Origin of the sequence: Aliiglaciecola sp., assembly GCF_039982535.1 — a bacterium.
Taxonomy (GTDB): Bacteria; Pseudomonadota; Gammaproteobacteria; order Enterobacterales; family Alteromonadaceae; genus Aliiglaciecola.
Map to the genome: position 1 here is coordinate 267,168 of NZ_JBDWYG010000038.1, position 19,469 is coordinate 286,636.

Annotated in this window: 15 protein-coding genes; 7 read left to right on the forward strand and 8 right to left on the reverse strand. The window is 40.0% G+C overall.

The window, feature by feature from the left end; genetic code table 11:
- Positions 1-13: 13 nt before the first annotated feature.
- Both ABJV04_RS10425 and ABJV04_RS10430 read right to left on the reverse strand, forming a co-directional pair.
- Positions 14-487: a 3TM-type holin gene (locus ABJV04_RS10425; protein ID WP_348491454.1), complete on the reverse strand. Its 474-nt coding sequence runs from the start codon at positions 485-487 to the stop codon at positions 14-16.
- A gap of 171 nt (positions 488-658) precedes the next feature.
- The gene (locus tag ABJV04_RS10430) at positions 659-1,240 is read right to left on the reverse strand and encodes a paraquat-inducible protein A (protein WP_348491455.1); all 582 of its coding nucleotides are present in this window, start codon (positions 1,238-1,240) and stop codon (positions 659-661) included.
- A 193-nt stretch (positions 1,241-1,433) separates the two neighbouring features.
- Between ABJV04_RS10430 and ABJV04_RS10435 the strand changes: the two genes are divergently transcribed.
- Genes ABJV04_RS10435 through ABJV04_RS10445 form a run of 3 tightly spaced genes read left to right on the forward strand, consistent with a single transcriptional unit; the run spans position 1,434 to position 2,190 of the window.
- Positions 1,434-1,679: a DUF6868 family protein gene (locus tag ABJV04_RS10435; protein WP_348491456.1), complete on the forward strand. Its 246-nt coding sequence runs from the start codon at positions 1,434-1,436 to the stop codon at positions 1,677-1,679.
- A gap of 7 nt (positions 1,680-1,686) precedes the next feature.
- Positions 1,687-1,989 carry a hypothetical protein gene (locus ABJV04_RS10440; RefSeq protein WP_348491457.1) on the forward strand — a complete coding sequence of 101 codons (303 nt, stop codon included), beginning with the start codon at positions 1,687-1,689 and terminating at the stop codon, positions 1,987-1,989.
- Positions 1,990-2,007: 18 nt separating this feature from the next.
- Positions 2,008-2,190, forward strand: coding sequence for a hypothetical protein (locus ABJV04_RS10445; protein ID WP_348491458.1), 183 nt, complete (start codon positions 2,008-2,010; stop codon positions 2,188-2,190).
- A 441-nt stretch (positions 2,191-2,631) separates the two neighbouring features.
- Here ABJV04_RS10445 and ABJV04_RS10450 read toward each other — a convergent pair whose 3' ends face one another.
- The 3 genes from ABJV04_RS10450 to ABJV04_RS10460 all read right to left on the reverse strand — a co-directional run bounded on the left by ABJV04_RS10450 (position 2,632) and on the right by ABJV04_RS10460 (position 8,417).
- A complete protein-coding gene (locus tag ABJV04_RS10450; protein WP_348491459.1) occupies positions 2,632-3,126 on the reverse strand; it encodes a hypothetical protein in 495 nt (164 codons plus the stop codon).
- A gap of 11 nt (positions 3,127-3,137) precedes the next feature.
- A complete protein-coding gene (locus ABJV04_RS10455; RefSeq protein WP_348491460.1) occupies positions 3,138-5,675 on the reverse strand; it encodes a hypothetical protein in 2,538 nt (845 codons plus the stop codon).
- Between the two features lie 576 nt (positions 5,676-6,251).
- A complete protein-coding gene (locus tag ABJV04_RS10460) occupies positions 6,252-8,417 on the reverse strand; it encodes a M3 family metallopeptidase (protein ID WP_348491461.1) in 2,166 nt (721 codons plus the stop codon).
- Between the two features lie 371 nt (positions 8,418-8,788).
- Between ABJV04_RS10460 and ABJV04_RS10465 the strand changes: the two genes are divergently transcribed.
- A complete protein-coding gene (locus tag ABJV04_RS10465; protein WP_348491462.1) occupies positions 8,789-9,358 on the forward strand; it encodes a hypothetical protein in 570 nt (189 codons plus the stop codon).
- Positions 9,359-9,372: 14 nt separating this feature from the next.
- Here ABJV04_RS10465 and ABJV04_RS10470 read toward each other — a convergent pair whose 3' ends face one another.
- The 3 genes from ABJV04_RS10470 to thpR all read right to left on the reverse strand — a co-directional run bounded on the left by ABJV04_RS10470 (position 9,373) and on the right by thpR (position 11,475).
- Positions 9,373-9,975 carry a histidine phosphatase family protein gene (locus ABJV04_RS10470; RefSeq protein ID WP_348491463.1) on the reverse strand — a complete coding sequence of 201 codons (603 nt, stop codon included), beginning with the start codon at positions 9,973-9,975 and terminating at the stop codon, positions 9,373-9,375.
- A 15-nt stretch (positions 9,976-9,990) separates the two neighbouring features.
- Positions 9,991-10,845, reverse strand: coding sequence for a formyltetrahydrofolate deformylase (purU, locus tag ABJV04_RS10475; protein WP_348491464.1), 855 nt, complete (start codon positions 10,843-10,845; stop codon positions 9,991-9,993).
- Between the two features lie 99 nt (positions 10,846-10,944).
- On the reverse strand, positions 10,945-11,475 hold the full coding sequence (gene thpR, locus ABJV04_RS10480) for an RNA 2',3'-cyclic phosphodiesterase (protein ID WP_348491465.1): 531 nt from the start codon (positions 11,473-11,475) through the stop codon (positions 10,945-10,947).
- A 56-nt stretch (positions 11,476-11,531) separates the two neighbouring features.
- On the opposite strand from thpR, the gene hrpB reads away from it, so the two are divergent.
- The 3 genes from hrpB (at position 11,532) to mrcB (ending at position 19,439) form a co-directional block, all read left to right on the forward strand.
- On the forward strand, positions 11,532-14,003 hold the full coding sequence (gene hrpB, locus ABJV04_RS10485) for an ATP-dependent helicase HrpB (RefSeq protein WP_348491466.1): 2,472 nt from the start codon (positions 11,532-11,534) through the stop codon (positions 14,001-14,003).
- A gap of 175 nt (positions 14,004-14,178) precedes the next feature.
- Positions 14,179-16,971, forward strand: coding sequence for a M12 family metallo-peptidase (locus tag ABJV04_RS10490; protein WP_348491467.1), 2,793 nt, complete (start codon positions 14,179-14,181; stop codon positions 16,969-16,971).
- Between the two features lie 167 nt (positions 16,972-17,138).
- Positions 17,139-19,439, forward strand: coding sequence for a penicillin-binding protein 1B (gene mrcB, locus ABJV04_RS10495; protein ID WP_348491468.1), 2,301 nt, complete (start codon positions 17,139-17,141; stop codon positions 19,437-19,439).
- Positions 19,440-19,469 lie beyond the last annotated feature (30 nt).

Here is a 19,469-nt window from a genome sequence, read left to right on the forward strand (position 1 = left end):
CCTTGCTTAGTGACTATTTATGCTCGGATTCTACACCCGGCTGTTTCCGCATCGATTGCGCAATTTTTTCGCCACTTCTGCCCACAACATATCCGCCTACACCTACGGTTAACAGAGTAAACAGTTCCTCTGGAAGTTCCAACATCTTAATTTTGTCGGTAAATAGGTTAAGGTAAGGAAACAGAATATAGTTGTTCGCTACGATGAAAATAATGACCATCATTAACACTGGCCGCCAGTTTCGCTGTATCCAACTCTTGCCTTGGGCTTCTGCGATTATCACAGCTTGTTGCGCTTGAAGCAGTTTAGTTTCGTATTCAAGAACCTTATGTTCCAACTCAATCATCTTAAGTTGCACACCTGAACTAATTTCATCTAATTGTTTTTTTAATATTAAACGCTCTTCGTCTGAAGTATGAACATTATCAATTAAATCCGCTGCTGGTTTAAATATACCACCAATAAATTCCATAATTCCAATAGCCATAATGACTCCTTTCCATAGTAATGGGGAAATTTACGGGTTATCTACTGCGACAATTTACCTATTTTACTAAGGTAAATTGTCTTAACCTGTCTTGTTATGCGAACCCCTTTCAAATTCGCATTGCTGCATTTTTATACAATTTTGTGTTTTGTGAAAGGTAAAAGTGCATATTCAGCTAACTAAACTGTCGCGGCTTTTGCTCTTTACGCCCTTAATAGAAAAATGAGTGCCTAATAATGACAACAAACAATACCCTGCAAAATAGTAAAAACCTTGACCTGCGTTAGACAGAGTTTGGGTACTAATTTCTAAAGACATTTTAAATCCGAAGACTGCAAAAGTATGGGAATCTGTTGTTTCTGCATGATTTGTGGATAAGATTGCTAAAAAAACGGCGACTACAAATACATCGGCCATGGACCACTTTCCGATATTAGAAACCACGCTCAAAAAAATACGTTCTAGTTTGTGTCCAGGAAGAAAATAAGCAATACAAACCATAGTTGTTTTCAGAAGTGGGATCCCCACTGAAAAAAGTAAAATGAGACTTGCCACTAAAATTCTTTGGTCGTGCCATAATTCGTCAATAGTGGCCATTATGGAAAGTTCTTTATCGACAATATCAGAACTCAAAACAGAGCCCTCTAGGGATGCTGCTAAATCCATATCTAATGAAAACATAGGTAGCAATATACCCGGAAAAAACAAACCTATAGCAAGAATATTTAGAGCAAAACCAATGTGACGTTTCAAAGCATTATCCTGTGATTTTTTAATGTGGAACAAATATACCTTAATCATTCTTGAAGCTGGAGTATCTTAAATAATGTTAGATACTTTGCAAAACTAAGGGGGCTGAATGGCGTGTAAACTACCCGACCATTGGGCTTTTCAGCTATTAATGAGCCATACTGACTAAAAGACCAAAAACTTAAGGTAATTCCATATGAGTATTATACAAATAACCGAGCTATTTGGTTGGGCTTCAATAATTAATATTGTCTATTTAATGCTTGCTACATTAATTGTTACACTTAAACCTGAAGTCATATCTTCAATCCATAGTAAGGTATTTCAAGTTGAAAAAAGTACGTTGCCGCCTTTGTATATTAACTTTCTGAGTATTTATAAAGCCATGACGTTGGTTTTTATTGTTTCTCCGTACCTTGCTTTAAAAATAATGGGGAGCTAAACGCTAAATGAAGAAGTCGGTATTCATATTCTTAGTCTGTGGATCAATTTTCATCTTCAAAAGTGGAATGGCAAACGATGGGCTTCAATTGGCGAATCAGGAAGATTTATTGGTTGCCAAAGGTGAGCCCAATTCCCAACATGAATTTGAAGATCAAGGGCAGCTTTTTGTTCATTACTATTATCAAGCTGAGAATGAGTCTTTTCTGGTAGATGTTGAAACCGGTAAGGTTTGCAATGTCTATAAAGGCAAACAAATTCGCAGTTGCTTTCCTTGTGCTGAGAATGAAGTGTCTCCGCAATGTCCTTAATTAACGGAAGAAATTATTATGACGAAAACAACTAAATATTTATTATTAGCTGCTTTATTTTGTTTGGCTGTAGTTTGCTACTATGTAGGAAATGTTATCGGCGCCATTGCATTTATAGCCTTGGGCCTGCTTTTGGAAATAGCATTATGGGTAGGCATTTTTCAGTCTTCTAAAAAACACATCTCCAAAAATCTCAAATAAACAAACTCAAACGTTAAAGCAAAGCAAGCGTCTAGTAAACCACCTACTTCCAAGTTAATTCCAACGTTGCAATCCCATCTAAATTCAAAGGTATTAAACTTGTTTGAAGACAAGTTATGTGGGTTTTAGGAAGTCCATTGTTGGTCTTATTAGCATTGTTGATAACGAGTTTGCTAGACCTATATATGCATGAGGGCACTATATGCCATGCTTATTGAGATTATAATCAAGCAACCTATGATTGCGGCAGATGAAGTCACGCTAAACGTGACGAGTGAAGACAAAGCTACGAAATATATGTGGCTGTTTTGCCCAGCAAGTGTCTCGCTTAAAAATAAGACAGTTGACACTGACATTTCTGATATTGTGTTACAGGGATGCAACACTATCTGAGTGAGATAAAACTTTGTAGTAAATTATCAATAGGGATGTCAAAGGGATTTAAAAACTTACAAAGCTCGATACTAAAACGAATAAGTGCAAAACAATAAATACCATGGGGACATACATTTCCACATGAGTGAAGGGTAAATAAAGTTTGCTATCTTCGCCTCTGCCCACAGCTTCCCATTCTGCATCGAAAGGAGATAGGGGTAAACTCTTTTCTATCTCATGAATCACTTTAAATTTAGCCGTGTTGAGGTCGCGGTATGAGCGTACTAAGCGATACCACATGTAGCATATTGCTATTCCAGCAGTAGATACTAACCAGAATATGTTTGTGGTCTCTGTGTGACCTATGTTGAGATAGGAGATGAGTGACACCAGCACAGTATTGAGGGTGACAAAAAAACTATTGGCGCTTTGTCGACGACTACTAATAGTATCGGCTGAGGCTAAATAAATTTTATACTGTTCAAATAACTGCTCATTGTAATTATCCACACCAGTTTTACTGCCCGCGTATAATGTTTTGTGTATTCGATTCGTCTGCATCTTAATATCCGCTATCTACGCTCAACGGGGATGTTGTTGGCATAGAATGGTACACGAACTTCAAGCATATTAGCTAGCTGTACGATTTCCAAGCTTATGTTTTTGACTGAACCAACGGAGAACGTTTTATTGAAGGACCGCTTTTTATTCGCCCCGGACCCCAATGAAACACTACTACTAGATGTCGCACTAACGCGGGTGCCATCGGAATCTAGAATAAATATTTTGCTATTTTGAGGGAGCGGATTTTCAAATGAAACTAATAGGGACTTGGCGTCGGGATAATATTTATAAGTACATAATCCGAGCGACTCAAAGCCTTTAATAGTAAATGATTGTGAAACTTGAATGTTTTTTAATTCAATTTGTACTACCTGAGCTGGGTTAGGAAGTTTTAACAGCAGTTCGCCGTCTATATTGTTTACGATATTAACCGATTTACTATCCTCGAACTTTAGCCAAATTCGAATTTGGCCTTTGGGATGCGTTTTTGTGGAAGTGGTGGTTCCATCCGATGATACTTTTGTAATTGATCCCCGTTTAACTGGAATTATTGCGGTTAACAAGTTCGGGCTAAACAAGCCTGTATTGATTTCGCTTATGTTTATTGCTTGATTGTCAGCAATCGACTCAAACACCTTTACCAAGCCCATCTCCATAGCGCTATCTGCATAAGGTGTATTAATATCTAATCGAACAGACAAACCTTTCCAATTGGTAAATGCGTAATGGTCCAATACTTCGACGGATTCTGTCGGTCGTTCAAAATCTACGGGGGGACTAATGGGCTTGTTTATAATAGGTTGTGGTAAGGGTTCTAGGTCTGTCTGGTTTTGAGTCAGATGATTGGTTTGTGTGGGTAAGGAATTTAGTACAGCCATAATCCGGACGCTAAATAGACTTATCACTATCAAAAATATAGCAGGTATCACCGCGTAAGCTAAAGGAGGTCGCGAAATAATCATGTCAATATATTCGCTAATTACGCGCCACATTCGCATGGGTTTTGCCATGATAATTTTGAAACGTTGCCATACACTTAAGGTGTCAATGATATAGGAGAAATGTCCCGGGCCTGGCTTTGCGGTAGCGCTTGCGAGCATTGCAAGTAGTCGTTCCGTGTCGCGAACCTCGTAACGACTTGGCTGATATATATTTAGGTTAATCTCGCTGACATTGCGATTCGGAGAGTTCGCTGCGGCTAACGTTACTCGTTCTCTAATTAAATCTGTAAGTTGATGTTGTTCTGCTTCGTCATTGATCAAAAAAACCACGTTATGCAGCGCCACACTGTGAATAATTAAATCCAACTCATATAAGCTGCCCGCTCTGTCTGGCGTGAGTCCTCTTAAATCCATCAGGATTACTGTACTTATATCAAGCAGGCTACTAATAGCTGGTTTCCAAGCATTGCTGTGGCAATATAAAGAGATATCTTGATACACACCGTCGATTGATACAGCTTCGTTATTGATCATCGTTAAATTGGTGTTCAGATCATCTTGACTAGCTATAAAACGGCGCTTCAAAATAAAAATTAATGGCAGCAAGGCTAATGGAATAAGTATTAGCCATGCGAACATACCCAGTAATTCGATTCTGGCCTGATGTGAAATTCCCCCTAATCCAGTAACTTGTCCATTTAAAAGGCTTATTCCACCAATTGATAAACTGATTAAAGTTAAGAGCCCTGATACGACAAACACAATTCGCATGAATCGTAACTTACTGCGAGGGTAAGAAAGCGAATACCGAAAGCGCAAATAAGAAGGGTCGACAACGGTGATCGTGGAACCAATAAAGCGCCAAAAATGACTGATATCACCAAACGTAAAGGCGGTATTTTTATCTGCGTCAAACACCCGTAAAATCAATAATCGATTGTTTTCATCTTCGCAGTTTTTAAACCGTTGCCTTCTGTATGCTGTGAAATAATATAACAAACTAAGCACGCCGGGTAAGGCACATACAAACCAATTTAACTCATATACTGGGGCAACTAAAAGCGCACACAATGAGGTCATTAATAGCCACAAAAAACTACTGACAAAAGGCACATAACCCAATAAATACCGTTTTGCGCCATTGAGTACTATGACAATTAATAGCAGGAAACCGAAAACAAAGGGTAACATTCCGGCAAGTATTGATTGAATGGGGTATCGGGCTATATCTGGAGGATGTTTGACCCCATAAAATATTAAAAATGACAGAATAACCGTAAACAATGCCCAAGCTTTAGCGAATCGCCACCAACTGCTACTTCCTGATTTAAGTGCTTTTTGCCATCTATCATATTGCAAGGTGTCAGTGGGGGAAATGCTGAAACGTGAATTATAAACTCGACTGTTCAACGAAGTTCTATGTGCGTTACCTCTTGTAAACTCGCACGGTTGCGACAGCTCTGACTTTGCTTTTTGCATCATAAAATATAACACAGCCCGCACCGCCGCGGTTCGCAGTAACAAATACGCCAAAAAAGCCGGTAACCAGACAATAGCATAGTCCAGCATTTGCAAGATAAGATCAGGATCAGTGTCAGAATACATTCTTCAACTCCATGTTGTAAGAATCATTATGATAGGGACATACACACTATTTAAAGAGTCAGACTTATAAGAATGTAATTGATTTGACGAGAAATGCTGTTAGCGCCGTTTTATTTACCTTAGTTCAATTAAAAAATAAATCAAATCCAAATTGGCAAAACAGGTGAGTTGCTGAGGTGAGAATAAAAGGTTTGCATTGAGTGTGGTAAAGAACCGTTTGCTTGTGCCAGTACATGGCCCAGGCTCTTAAATTGTGTTGTCACTGTTTATGTATGTCTAGTCAATGAGGGGGCTCGCTGGTTGACAACCATATTTTTCAACTATGTCAGACTTTTGAGAAACGAGTTGTTGTCCTGTTACTCACAAAATGAACGGGCTAACACCATATGGCTACGACAATAATATGCTAGAGAAAATCTCTCAAGTTGATGATTATTAGAAGAAACCGTTACCATGGCATGGCATGGTTCTGGTTCTGGTTCATCGGTGGTGTCGATGAATACTTGCAAAACCAAGACAAAAAAATAGCACTTAAAAAGTGCTATTTTTGATGTCTAAATTAGGCTTAGGTACCGTTTATTTCACTGGAAATCCACGGTCGCGCATCAAGGCTTCAACATTTGCATCTCTACCTCTAAACAAACGATAAGCTTCAGCAGGGTCCATTGCGTTGCGAATGGCGAATAAGTGTTTAACTAGCTTTTCACTTAGTTCTTTGTCGTAGAAACCTCCAGGTGCTTCAGCAAAAGCTTCAGCTGCATCCGAGGTTAAGACTTCAGCCCACATGTATCCATAATAACTAGAGGCATAACCTTCACTACTAAAGATGTGACCAAATTGAGTGCTGCGATGACGCATTACCATTTCTTCTGGCATACCCATTTTCACAAGTTGTTCTTGTTCAAATTTCTGAGGGTCAATAGTGGCTGGATCTGTTGTGTGGTACAACAAGTCCATAATTGCCGACGCCATATACTCAGTTGTTTTAAAGCCCTCATTGAAAGTAGATGCTTTTTTGATTTTAGCAACTAGCTCTTGAGGAATAGGTTCACCAGTTTTGTAATGAACAAGATAGTTGTTGATAACTTCATCTGTAATCAACCAACGCTCTAATAATTGTGACTGGAACTCAGTGTAATCACGCACCCCTGAATGTGAAGTGGGGTAGGCTACTTTAGCTGACAAGAAATGCAAAGCATGGCCAAACTCATGGAAGTAGGTTTCTGCATCATCCCAAGAAATTAGAGTAGGTTCGCCTTCAGGGCCTTTGACGAAGTTTGAGTTATTCGAAGAAAGTACAGTTTTCTTACCATCAAAAGTGGTGTAACTGCGGTAGGTTGTTGCCCAAGCGCCAGAGCGTTTACCCTTGCGAGAAAACGGGTCTAAATACCATAAACCAATATGTTCTCCAGAAGTGAGGTCGGTTACTTCCCAAACTTTAACATCAGGGTGAAAAACAGGAACTTTGCCTTCTTCAATAGGAGTAAACTTGAAGTTGAACAAACGACCGGCAACGTAAAACATTGCTTCGCGAAGTTTGTCTAGTTGTAAGTATTGTTTCACTTGGTCAGAGTCTAGGTCGTATTTTTGTTTACGCACTTTTTCAGCGTAAAAGCGGTAATCCCAAGGCTCAATAGTGATATTGGCATTTTCTGCATCTGCCACGGCTTGCATGTCTTTAACTTCTTCATCAACACGAGCAATGGCTGCTGGCCAAACTTTTTTCATTAAATCCATGGCATTTTCAGGGTTTTTTGCCATGCGATCTTCGAGTCTCCACTGGGAGTAGTTGTCATAGCCCAGCAGTTGAACGCGTTCGTGACGCAACGTTAAGATTTGTTTAATCAGCTCATTGTTGTCGAACTCGTCGCCATTATTACCGCGGCTGTAATAGGTTTCCCATACTTTCTTACGTAACTCACGCTCTTCAGAGTAAGTAAGGAACGGGTCCATTGAAGAACGTGTGTTAGTAATCGCATACTTACCTTCATGGCCACGTTGAGCAGCTGCTGATGCTGCAGCTGTAACAAATGATTCAGGTAGGCCAGAGAGTTGGTCGCCATCGATGTAAAGCACATAATTTTCTTCATCTGCCAAAACATTGTTGGCAAATTTAGTTTGTAAGCTTGCAACTTCTTGATTGATCTCTGCGTAACGTTTTTTAGCTTCACCTACCAAGGTTGCGCCATTGCGTGCAAAACTATTGTAAGTTAGCCAGGTTATACGTTGTTGTTCCGAATTAAGCTGTTTATATTCTTCACTTTCATATACCGCTTTAACCCGAGCAAAAAGATCTTGGTTCTGATTTATTTTAGAGCTAAATGCTGAGATTTTAGGAACCATTTCCTGTTGAATTTCACGAAATTCAGGACTGTTTTTATTTGAACTCCAAATACCCCAATAAGTGAATACGCGACCTAGTGCTGCACCAGATTTTTCTAATGGAACAATGGTATTTTCGAATGTTGCTGCTGCAGGGTTATTCGTAATCGCCTCTATTTCGGCTAAATTAATTTCCATTCCTTTTTCTAATGCGGGAATGAGTAAGGCTAAGTCCATTTTATCAAAGGCCGGTACACCGCCATAAGGACCTGAATATTCAGCAAGGAGAGGATTGGTTTGTAGGACTTGATCAGCCATAGATACATTGTCTTCAGATTGAGAGGAGCTCGTACTTTGCGAGCACCCACTTAGCGTGGCAATTAGCATTGCACTTGTTAGTGTCAGAGCAAATTTTTTCATTTAATTTTTACCAATTATTTAAGAGATGGTTCTGCTGTTATTTTTATTGTTATACGTTTTATACTCGTGTGCGAGTATTGTTGATAATACTAATCCCTAGCAAGAAAACTACAAGCATCAGCGCTAAATCAACTTTTATTAATCGTCTACAAACCCTTACAGAACATAGTCCTTGATTCTTTTTTAATAAGTTTGCTTGAATGGTTATTCGCTCTCTTTTTATCTAAGTGGTTGAAAAGTTTCACTTAGCATTGAGGAAAAAATAGATAACAGGTATTTAATTAAATACCTAATGTCAGTTGATGTACGTTATAGGTAGTCTTTTTTGAGTAATATTTAAACATATTAAATCACTCCTAAGAGTTCACATCATGTTCAAGTATCTATGTTTGTTTATGTTGTTATTTGGCAGTACCTGCCAAGCAGAAGAACACATCGTGTCTAAAGGCGTGAGTTGGTTAAATAGTATAATACCTGATACCACCAAAATTGAGTTTAACAAGCTACGTATAAAATTTGACGGTTGTCGTCATCGAGAATATGAGTTGACCTTTGTGCACCCCGTTAATCAGCGTTTATCATTTGAAGGGGGCATGAGCTATGCAAATGGTCAATTAGAATGGGGTATCAATAATCAAAAAATTAGTCTCAAACGATATGCTCTATTGCCTCGATATAGCCTGAGCCGAAAAATGAGCCTCAGTGCTGGTGTGATATTACAGTCTGCCCCTGAATTTAGAACCTCCCAAGGGCTGGAATTAACCTTACCTAAAAGTAAAATCTTCAAAATAAGCAGCCGTTTTAAAGGGGTAAGAGATGACCACCAAGTAGATATAGCATTGAGTAGTCATCATTGGGATGCGACGGGCGAGTTTGGGACGCTATTTGACCGAGGTATGATCGACAATCAGGTTAACGTTAATTATTCAGCGTTTTTCTAACGTTAGGGTTAGGATTAAATCGCTGTTCCTTTGACCACTTCTTGACGTAAATGTGCAATATCACATAATAACTTAATATTACTGAAATCCTGTTTGTCGATTTGGGTTACACAGGTATTTTCAATTCCAGAACGTTCTAAACTAGCCTCATCAATCTGCAAAATGTGTTGCAAAATATAACGCAAAACTAATCCATGGGTGATTACCATTAAACTCTGTTCTATTTCGTTAGCCTGCTGAATAATTTGTTGCCATGCTAGCTCCACACGTTGGCCAAACTGCGGCTGACTTTCACCATTTTCAGGATGATAATCGGCGGCTAAAAAGTCAAAATCAATTTGTTTCCAAGGTGTTCCCCTGAGCGCACCTAAATTCCGCTCCTGTAACAGTTCAGTTAAAACCAATTCGCAGCCCAACAACTGCTGCACAGGTTTCGCGGTTTGTTGGGTACGAGTATGATCGCTGCACAGTATTCTTGAAATTTGATGATTTTGATAAGCATCAGCTAATTCTTGTGCTTGTAGATGACCATGGGCAGATAATGGCGTTTCCGGTGTTTGTACAATGCGATTCCGGTTACCGTCTGTTTCACCGTGGCGAACTAGATAAATAGACATTAGTTGCCCCTTAGCTTATGCAAATACAACGGTTTTGTTTTTGTGAATGATCACTCTGTCTTGCAAGTGATAACGGACGCCATTGGCTAACGCGGCTTTCTCACAGTTTTTTCCTTTGCGAACCATATCTTCGGCAGAGTCACTGTGACTAATACGTATCACCTCTTGTTCAATGATGGGTCCTTCATCTAAATCTTTGGTTACATAGTGACAGGTTGCACCAATCAATTTTACGCCTCGATCATAGGCTTGTTGATAGGGTTTAGCGCCAGCAAATGAGGGTAAAAAGCTATGATGAATATTAATGGCTTTGCCCGCTAACTTTTGACATAGGTTATCGGGGACAATTTGCATAAAACGCGCAAGCACAGTGAGATCCGCCTGATACTCTTCCAATAAAGCTTCAACTTGAGCAAATGCGACTGCTTTGTCTTGGTTTTTAAAATCCACCCAATGGAAAGGTACTCGATACCAATCTGCAAATTGTTTCATCTGAGGGTGGTTAGCTATGATACAGGGTATTTCACAATCCAATTCGCCACTATGCCAGCGGTGCAGGATATCGATGAGACAGTGGGATTCATGGCTAGCAAGCAAAGCGACTTTTTGCTTTTGCAAAGAGTCAGAAACTTTCCATTTCATTGAAAATTGTTGAGCAATGGGTTCAAACGCTTGTTTGAAACTTTCCAACGTCAGTTTTAAGGTGTCAGTTTTTATTTCGTGGCGCATAAAAAAGCGACCAAGTTTAGCATCTGTATGATGGCTGGCTTCGACAATTGTGGCTTGCTGATCAGCCAAAAACTGACTTACAGCGGCGACTAATCCCACTTGATCTGGACAATCAATTACCAGTCTAAAGGTTTGTTGCATGAATAAATTACTCTCTTAAAATCGAACTCACTACTAATCCCCTTATTGTGCTGCCGGAATAGGCCCGAGGTAAAGCACTTATTGGAATTACATAAAAGTTTATCGGGGGCGAATGGAAGGTGATAGCGACCAACTTTGCCGAATAGGATATTGCACACCATTTTTTCCACTTACCGACTCAAATAAATGTAATTGTCCGATCTTCAACTCAAAGTCGGGAGCAAACAGTGGAGCCGGAGGATTACTTTTAGCGTTTCGGACTAAAGTAACATGAGGAATATATTCTCTAATTGGTATATTTAGCCCTGCTTGTTGGGAGAATTCCGTTAAGCGTTTGTTGATCTGCAACATTTGTTGGGGTATTTGCGTACCGCCCAGCCATAAAATCTTGGGTTTCGACCAATAACCTAACGTATTAATTTGCAGGTTAAAGTTATGAAACTCGCTGTCCTGTATGGCACTACAAAGGTGATCTAATTGCTGCTCTTTAACTTGTCCTAAAAATACACTGGTGATGTGAAAATTTTTAGCAGGAACAGCACGTTCAAACTTAGGCAAGGCTTTATTACGCCAATCATCTAGTGCAATTTTTGATTTGGCATCTAAATCAAATCCTAAAAAGTAGCGCATTGAAACTCCAGCAACGATAGAATGAGCTGATTATAGAGGATTTTTGGTTTGACTGCGTGTTACCTGTAGAAACTTGCTGGCCAGCATTAGAAAAAGAGATAGAAGCTCAAGATGTGATATTAGTCGCTCCTCCTGGTGCGGGTAAATCCACCTACTTGCCATTAAAACTGCTTCAACATCCTAAATTTGCAGCTCAAAAAATTATTATGCTACAACCTCGGCAAATCGCCGTTACCTCGATTGCGGTCTATTTATCTGAGCAGTTAGGTGAACCTGTAGGTCAAACTATTGGTTATCGCATGCGGGGCGAATCGAAAGTAAGTGCTAACACTAGGCTAGAGATTGTGACCGAAGGTTTGCTTACCCGTCTGTTGCAAAACGATCCTGAATTAGCCAATGTGGGATTGATTATTTTTGATGAGTTTCATGAACGCAATATACATTCTGATTTTGCCTTAGCTCTATGTTTAGAAGTGAAACAGGCAATCCGTGACGACTTACGATTGTTAGTTATGTCTGCCACTCTAGATGCGGCTGCGGTGGCAAAGTTATTACCGGATGCCAAACAGTTAGAAAGCCTTGGCCGCAGCTTTCCGGTTACTAGCCATTATCGACCAAGAACGAAAAGCCCTTTGGAACAAGATGTTTTTCAAGTAATTAGAGAGGCTGTGGATAGCCATGAAGGCGACCTATTAGTCTTTTTGCCTGGGGCCAGACAAATAGTGGCTACACAGCAGCTTTGTACAGACTATTTCGCTAAATACCATGCACCAGAGATTGAAACTCATACTTTATTTGGTCAACTGGATAAACACAAACAACGTTTAGCAATTCAACCCGCGAAACAAGGGCGACGTAAAATTGTGCTGGCCACGAATATTGCCGAAACCAGTTTAACCATTGACGGTATTAAAGTGGTAATCGACTCGGGCTTAGAGAATGTTGCCAACTTCAATTGGCAGCGGCGTATACAACAACTGTCCATGAAGCAAATTTCTAAAGCGTCTGCCACTCAACGGGCTGGGCGAGCCGGTCGATTATCGCCCGGTGATTGTTATCGGTTGTGGTCGAAAGAGACTCAGCAACGTTTGATTGCTCAGCGGGCGCCGGAAATACTAGAAACGGATATTAGTGGTTTGTATTTGGATGCAAAAGTTTGGGGCAGCGAGTTATCCGAATTACCTTTATTAGATCATCCAACCTCATCACAACTTGATTATGCTAAGTCAGTGTTATTGTTGTTAGGTGCTATTGATTCTTCCAGCAAACTAACAGCTCATGGCAGAGCACTGAATAGTTTTGGTTGTCACCCAAGATTAGCTGGACTATTGGTGCATAGTCAGCAAGGAGATGGCTTCCAAAAAACACTCGCCTGTTTATTGGTAGCTTTACTCGAATTTAGACCCATCAACGAGCTACGAAGGGAAACAGAATTACGACAACATTTAGTATTCCTTATTTCTAACCCCTCGCATCCCATTTGGGTCCAAGGGAAACGTTGGGCAAAACGCATTGGATGTTCTTGTGATAGTCGTTCATTGAATCTAGAAAAGGGTAAGTTAAGTCAATTACTAAGTTCAGCTTATCCGGATCAAATCGCTCGATTGCGGGATAATGGTGCTTACCAACTGGTTAATGGAACTGGAGCAAAATACTATAACCCTAATGGGCAAGCAGCTGCTATGTTGAGTAAATGGATTATAGTGACCAAATTAACCGTAAGTGAGCAAGCTGATGCCTTTATTCAATTAGCAGAACCCATTGATGAGGCGTTGGTTTTTGAATTATTCAAAGACCATTTTGAACAGCAGTGTGAATACACTTGGTCGCAAAGCCTAAATAAAGTTGTGGCGCGAGAAAAACAAAGCTTCGGCGCAATAGTCTTACGAGAAAAACAAATCGAAGCCGTAGATCCAGCAAAATGCGTAGAAATAGTGCTCGACCAAATCAGACAGCAAGGACTGTCATTTTTAAATTGGCAAGATAGGATTTGGACATTCATCCATCGAGTAAGTTTAGCCCGTAAAGTCGAAGGCGATTGTTGGCCTGATTTTTCCGAACCCACTCTATTAGCGGAGCTTGAACGATGGTTGCAACCCTTTCTCGATGGCATAGTGAGTGCCACTAAGCTACAACAACTGGATTGGTTAACAATTTTGAAAACGCGATTAACTTGGGAGCAGCAGCAACATTTACAAAAGTATTACCCGGTTAAAATAAAAGATGCAACTGGACAAGAATGTAAACTAGTATATTCAGCTGATGGTCAAGTTGAAATGCAAGTGAAAATGCAGCAAATGTACGGCTACGATAGCTCTCCCAGTGTCGCCAATGGTAAAGTGCCAATTACCCTAACTCTATTATCACCAGCCGGTAGGCCATTGCAGAAAACCCAAGATCTTACTGGGTTCTGGCAAGGTAGTTATGCCCATGTTCAAAAAGAAATGAAGGGTCGCTATCCCAAGCATTTTTGGCCTGACAATCCCGCAACAGCACAAGCAACCACCCGGGTTAAGAAGTATATGTAGTTTTACCTCGCTCTGGTGATGACCTGCGGAAAATTAATTTACCTGTAAATTCATCTGTTTAACATTTTGGTCACATATAATGCTGGAGGTGTGTATAAATTAACCGATACAATGGGATGATGTTGAACAGTACCTGCTCTTGCTGGACTGTGTTGGTCACTAATAGGTAGCAAATATGCAAACCCTTCACTTTTTCCACCGCTCAATCTTAACTATTTTTTATATTCTAATTACCCTTGCCCTTTCGAACGCAGATGCCAAGTCTAACCATGATCTAACTATTTCCCAGGTAAGCGAAGCGCAGTTTAATTTTTTAAAAATAGACAGTGAGAATTCTCAAACTAGGTTGGCTTTGAATACCAACTCAGAGCAACGAACATTTATTTTAGTCGAGAATAAGCAACTTTTATCAGCAAGCTTGCGACTTAAATTACATTCTACGGTTGCTTTGTATAAAGGTAAGCTGGACGGTTCTGAAAACTCTTGGGCCAGATTCAGTTTAGTTGAAGGGAGACTTAGTGGGGCATTTTATGATGGCCATGATTTATATTTCGTGAATTATAAAAAACAACTCGATGCTGAATTAAATTTGGTCGACACCCTTAGTGAGCGCACTGATGATTTGGTGGTTTACAACGCAAAAGACGTGAGTCATAGCGCTACTTGTGCTCTTGAGAGTCATGCAATTCAATCTGCTTTTAATTATTCCAGTTACATCGACGAACTAGCTGAAATGGCAAGTGAAATGGCTTCTAAGGAAATTTTAGTCTCACTAGTGGCGGATGCCGAGTTCGAAGCTGGAGATCCCCAGGACGCGGCGACGGAAATGCTCATCGAAATGAATGTAGTTGATGGTATTTTTTCAGAACAAGTAGGCGTTCAGGTGACTGTGGATGATATCCGTGTACTAGAGGATAACGGCACATTAACCATGACGGATGCCGAAGATTTAATCGTGGCTTATCGCACCTACGTTGCCGTGAGTTATAATAATCCAGGTCTAAGTCACTTATTTACAGGAAAGGATTTAGATGGCGGGACAATTGGTATCGCCTATGTTGGCGCTATTTGTAATAGCTACTCAGTGGGTGTAACTCAACGTTTCGGCTCTAATACTGCACTCATTACTGCCCATGAAATAGGGCATAACTTTGGAGCTCCCCATGACAATCAGGCCGGTTCAGCCTGTGCTGCAACAAATGGAACTTTTTTAATGAACCCAAGTATTAATGGCAGTGATCAGTTTTCAGATTGTAGTTTGTCGCAAATGGATGCTTTGGTCAGTTCTGGAGTCTGTCTTGCTGATATATTCCCTCCAGTAATTATTTCTACTCCTAATACAACTGCAACCTCTGGAATAGCTTATCAATATGATGCCGATAATCGAGTTGATGCAGAAGGTACAGAGCTCTTAACTTTTGATTTGGATTATGGTCCAGAGGGAATGACTCTTTCTGAAGATGGACTAGTTGCATGGACGCCGACGTCCAGTCAACTAGGAGTTAATTTAATTCAAATTAGTGCAAGCAATGATTATGGAACTGATACACAAAACTTTGAAGTTGAAGTGACAGAAAACCCTTCAGGTGAATTTTTAAACTTCAATGATTTACCTTACTCGCCCTTTAGTACAGGGCAAGACTTTGAAGGTAACGTGATAATTTCAGAGGACGGTTTAAGCATAACTTTAGAAGGAAATCGCTGGATTAAAGTGAGTTTAAATCACGTTATTCAATCCGATACAGTAATTGAGTTTGACTTTTTAAGTACATCTTTAGGTGAAATCCATGGAATTGGTTTAGATAATGACAATAAAATGGAAGAAGCTAGAACATTTTCATTGGCGGGCTCGCAAACTTGGGGACTAAATAGTACAAGTTATACAGAATTTGGAGAAGTTCAGCATATATCTATCCCTGTTGGGCAGTTTTACACTGGCAATATAGAATTTATCTATTTTGCTATGGACAACGATGTAGAAGACTCCACTGCCAACGGAACCTATTCAAATGTCACAGTCTACAATACTGACGATGATGCTTCCCCCACTGAAACCCTTGATTTAAGCCAGTTCTCCATCACTGAATTTGATCCTGCTCAAAACCCATCTGGTTCAAGCTTTAGTGATGTTATCGATGAAGGGGAATCGTTACAGATGCAAGGTAATTTGTGGAGAAAAATAGAAATAAATCAGTCTATTACAGAAAATACAATGATAACCTTTGACTTCAAATCTACATCACAAGGGGAAATTCACGGAATTGGTTTTTATACAATGGATTTGGCCGATAGAAATGAAACATTTCAACTATACGGTACTCAGGAATGGGGAATAAGTGAATTCAATTATTCAGGAACTGGCGAGTATCAGTCATTTACAATTCCAGTGGGACAATATTATGAGGAGGGTACCTATCCGTACTTAGTTTTTGCAATGGATAACGATATAACAGATTCTGTTGCCACTAGTTATTTTAGTCGTATCTCTATTTTTGAAAATACCGATGATGAACCCATTCCAAACGACAGTTTAAATTTCAATGAATTAGATATTTTTGATTTAGATCCCAGTCAAAACCCAGAAGGTGATAGTACTACCACAGTGCTCGACTCTGGTTACACTTTGCAACTTCAAGGAAATTTGTGGCAGAAAATTGAACTTAACACAGTTATTAATGCAGATACTGTTTTGGAATTTGAGTTTAAATCAACGGCTGAAGGGGAAATTCATGGTATTGGGTTCACTAGCAATGAATTCACAAATGAAAGTTTAACCTTTCGTTTGTTTGGAACCCAAGTTTGGGGGAATCATGATTTTCAATATACTGCCGATGGGGATTATCAAAAATTTGTAATTCCAATCGGAGAATATTATACCGGTTTTTATCCTTATATTGTTTTTGGAATGGATAATGATGTAGAAAACCCAAATTCAAATTCGGTTTTCAAGAATGTTGTGATTCGATAAGTTAACTGAGTGTTTGTCAGTCACTATTTGTTGATAGAGCATCGGCAAGTAGTGACCACAATATCTAATTATTGTCATATTTTTTGAATACTGGTTTGAGCCAACTCGTCGGCACTGATAGACTGCTTATCTAAAAACAACCCCAACAAAGATCCCCTTAATCAGCCATGTCACTAGCCCAAAAATTGAATCCCTTACCTTGGTTCCGCAAATATTTCTGGAAAATGTTTCTGGTGTGTATCGTTGCTATGACCGCATACATGGTTTACTTAGACGCAGTGATTGCCCATCAGTTTTCTGGCAATAAATGGCAAGTGCCGGCGCAAATTTATGCGCGTCCATTGGTGTTAAGTTTAAAAGAAGAAATTACCAGTAAAGAAATTATTGAAGAGTTAACACTGTTGGGATATCGACGGGTAGCTAACGCCAGCCGAACAGGGGAGTATCAATACAGTAACAATCATTTTGAAGTGTATCGTCGGGCGTTTCATTTCCCCGATGGGTTTCAAGGTGAAACAGCTCTGTCGTTAACCGTAAAATCAGGCCGTGTAGCAAGCATTGTTAATCTTAACAGCGGTCAACAAATCAGTAGCTTTAGGTTAGAACCATGGCTAGTGACACGGTTGATTAGTGACGGCAAAGAAGACCGAATGTTGGTATCTCTTGGACAAGTTCCTAAAGAGTTGGTTGAAGCGCTGGTCTTGGTTGAGGATAAAGATTTTTATGAGCATCATGGAATTGCTCCCCTTTCCATTTTAAGAGCCTTGATAGCAAATATTTCAGCCGGGCGCGCTGTGCAAGGTGGTAGTACTCTAACTCAGCAATTGGTCAAGAATATGTACTTAACCAATGAAAAGTCCATAACCAGAAAAATTAAAGAAGCCTTTATGTCCATCCTAATCGATGCTCGATATAGCAAAGATCAGATAATGGAAGCTTATTTAAATGAGGTGTTTTTAGGACAAAGTGGGAATACCGGTGTACATGGCTTTGGTTTAGCCAGCTACTTTTATTTTGATCGCCCGCTGAACGAGCTCAACTTAGAGGAGATGACTACCTTAGTTGGTATGATTAAAGGCCCCTCTTACTACAACCCAAGACGTCACCCTGAACGTGTTTTGGAGCGACGAAATCTGGTGTTAAGGCTGCTGTTTGAAGGCGGGAAAATTAATAAGACGACCTTTGAAAAATTGTTGGATAAGCCAATTCAAGTGGCTACAGGCGCAACGTTGGTCAAGGGTAAACATCCCGCCTTTATGGATAGAGTGGGACGTGAATTACATACTATTTTAGATAATCCAAATATTCGTGACTCAGGGGTGAAATTGTTCACCACCCTTGATTCAAACGCACAACGTAAAGCAGAGTCGGCACTATCAGGTGGCATAACAAGTATCGAAAAACAGCGTAAATTAGAAAACTTGCAAGCCGCAATGGTGGTAACTGACATTGATAGCGGTGAAATTCGTGCAATGGTTGGGGATCGTAAAACAGGCTTCAGTGGTTTTAATCGGGCCTTAGACGCTAAACGTTCCATCGGTTCTCTAGTTAAACCCGCAATCTACATTACCGCTTTAGAACATCCAGAAGAATATAACTTAGCCACTCCTTTGTTCGACAATCCTATTCAATTACCTAGTGAAGGCGGGGAAACTTGGGAACCGCAAAATGCCGATAAAAAGTTTCGTGGTCAAGTTCCCTTGTATACTGCTTTAACCCAATCCCTCAATGTGCCCACTGTAAGTTTAGGTATGGAGTTGGGGTTAGATAATATCACTCAAACTCTTAAACGCCTTGGCGTAACTGAGCCTATTACCCAATATCCTGCATTGACTTTAGGCGCCCTAGATTTATCGCCTATTCAGGTTAATCAAATGTACCAAACCATTGCCAACAATGGCGTGCAGATCCCCCTGCATACGGTGAATGCAATCATGTCTTCTGATAATCAATTGATGTACTCCTTTGATGCCCCAGAAAAAAGAATTATTGATGAAAAAGTCGCTTATTTAATGAATTATGCTCTGCATAAAGTGACCTTAGAAGGCACAGCAAAACAAGTTCGCCGACGTTTTCCTACTATTAATATGGCTGGCAAAACAGGTACAACCGATGACTACCGTGATAGTTGGTTTAGTGGTTATGACAAAAATATCTTAGTTACCAGTTGGATTGGGACAGATGACAATAAGAGTACTGGATTAACAGGGGCCAGTGGTGCATTGAGCTTATTTTTAGATTTTCAGGCCCTGCAAGCGCCAAAGTCACTGGTTCGACGTTTTCCAAAAGGTTTAGGTATCGCCCATTTTAATCCACAAACGGGAAGAGCCACCCAAGCGGGCTGTCAGACCAGTATGAGTTTACCTGCCATATTAGAAGTACTGCCTAAACGGGCGGATAAATGTGATACCAAAAACCCAAAAATTCAAGAGCGTAAAAGCTTTTGGGAAAGGCTGTTTGGGAATTAGGTTTACAAGCTGAATGAGTCAAAAGTCGGT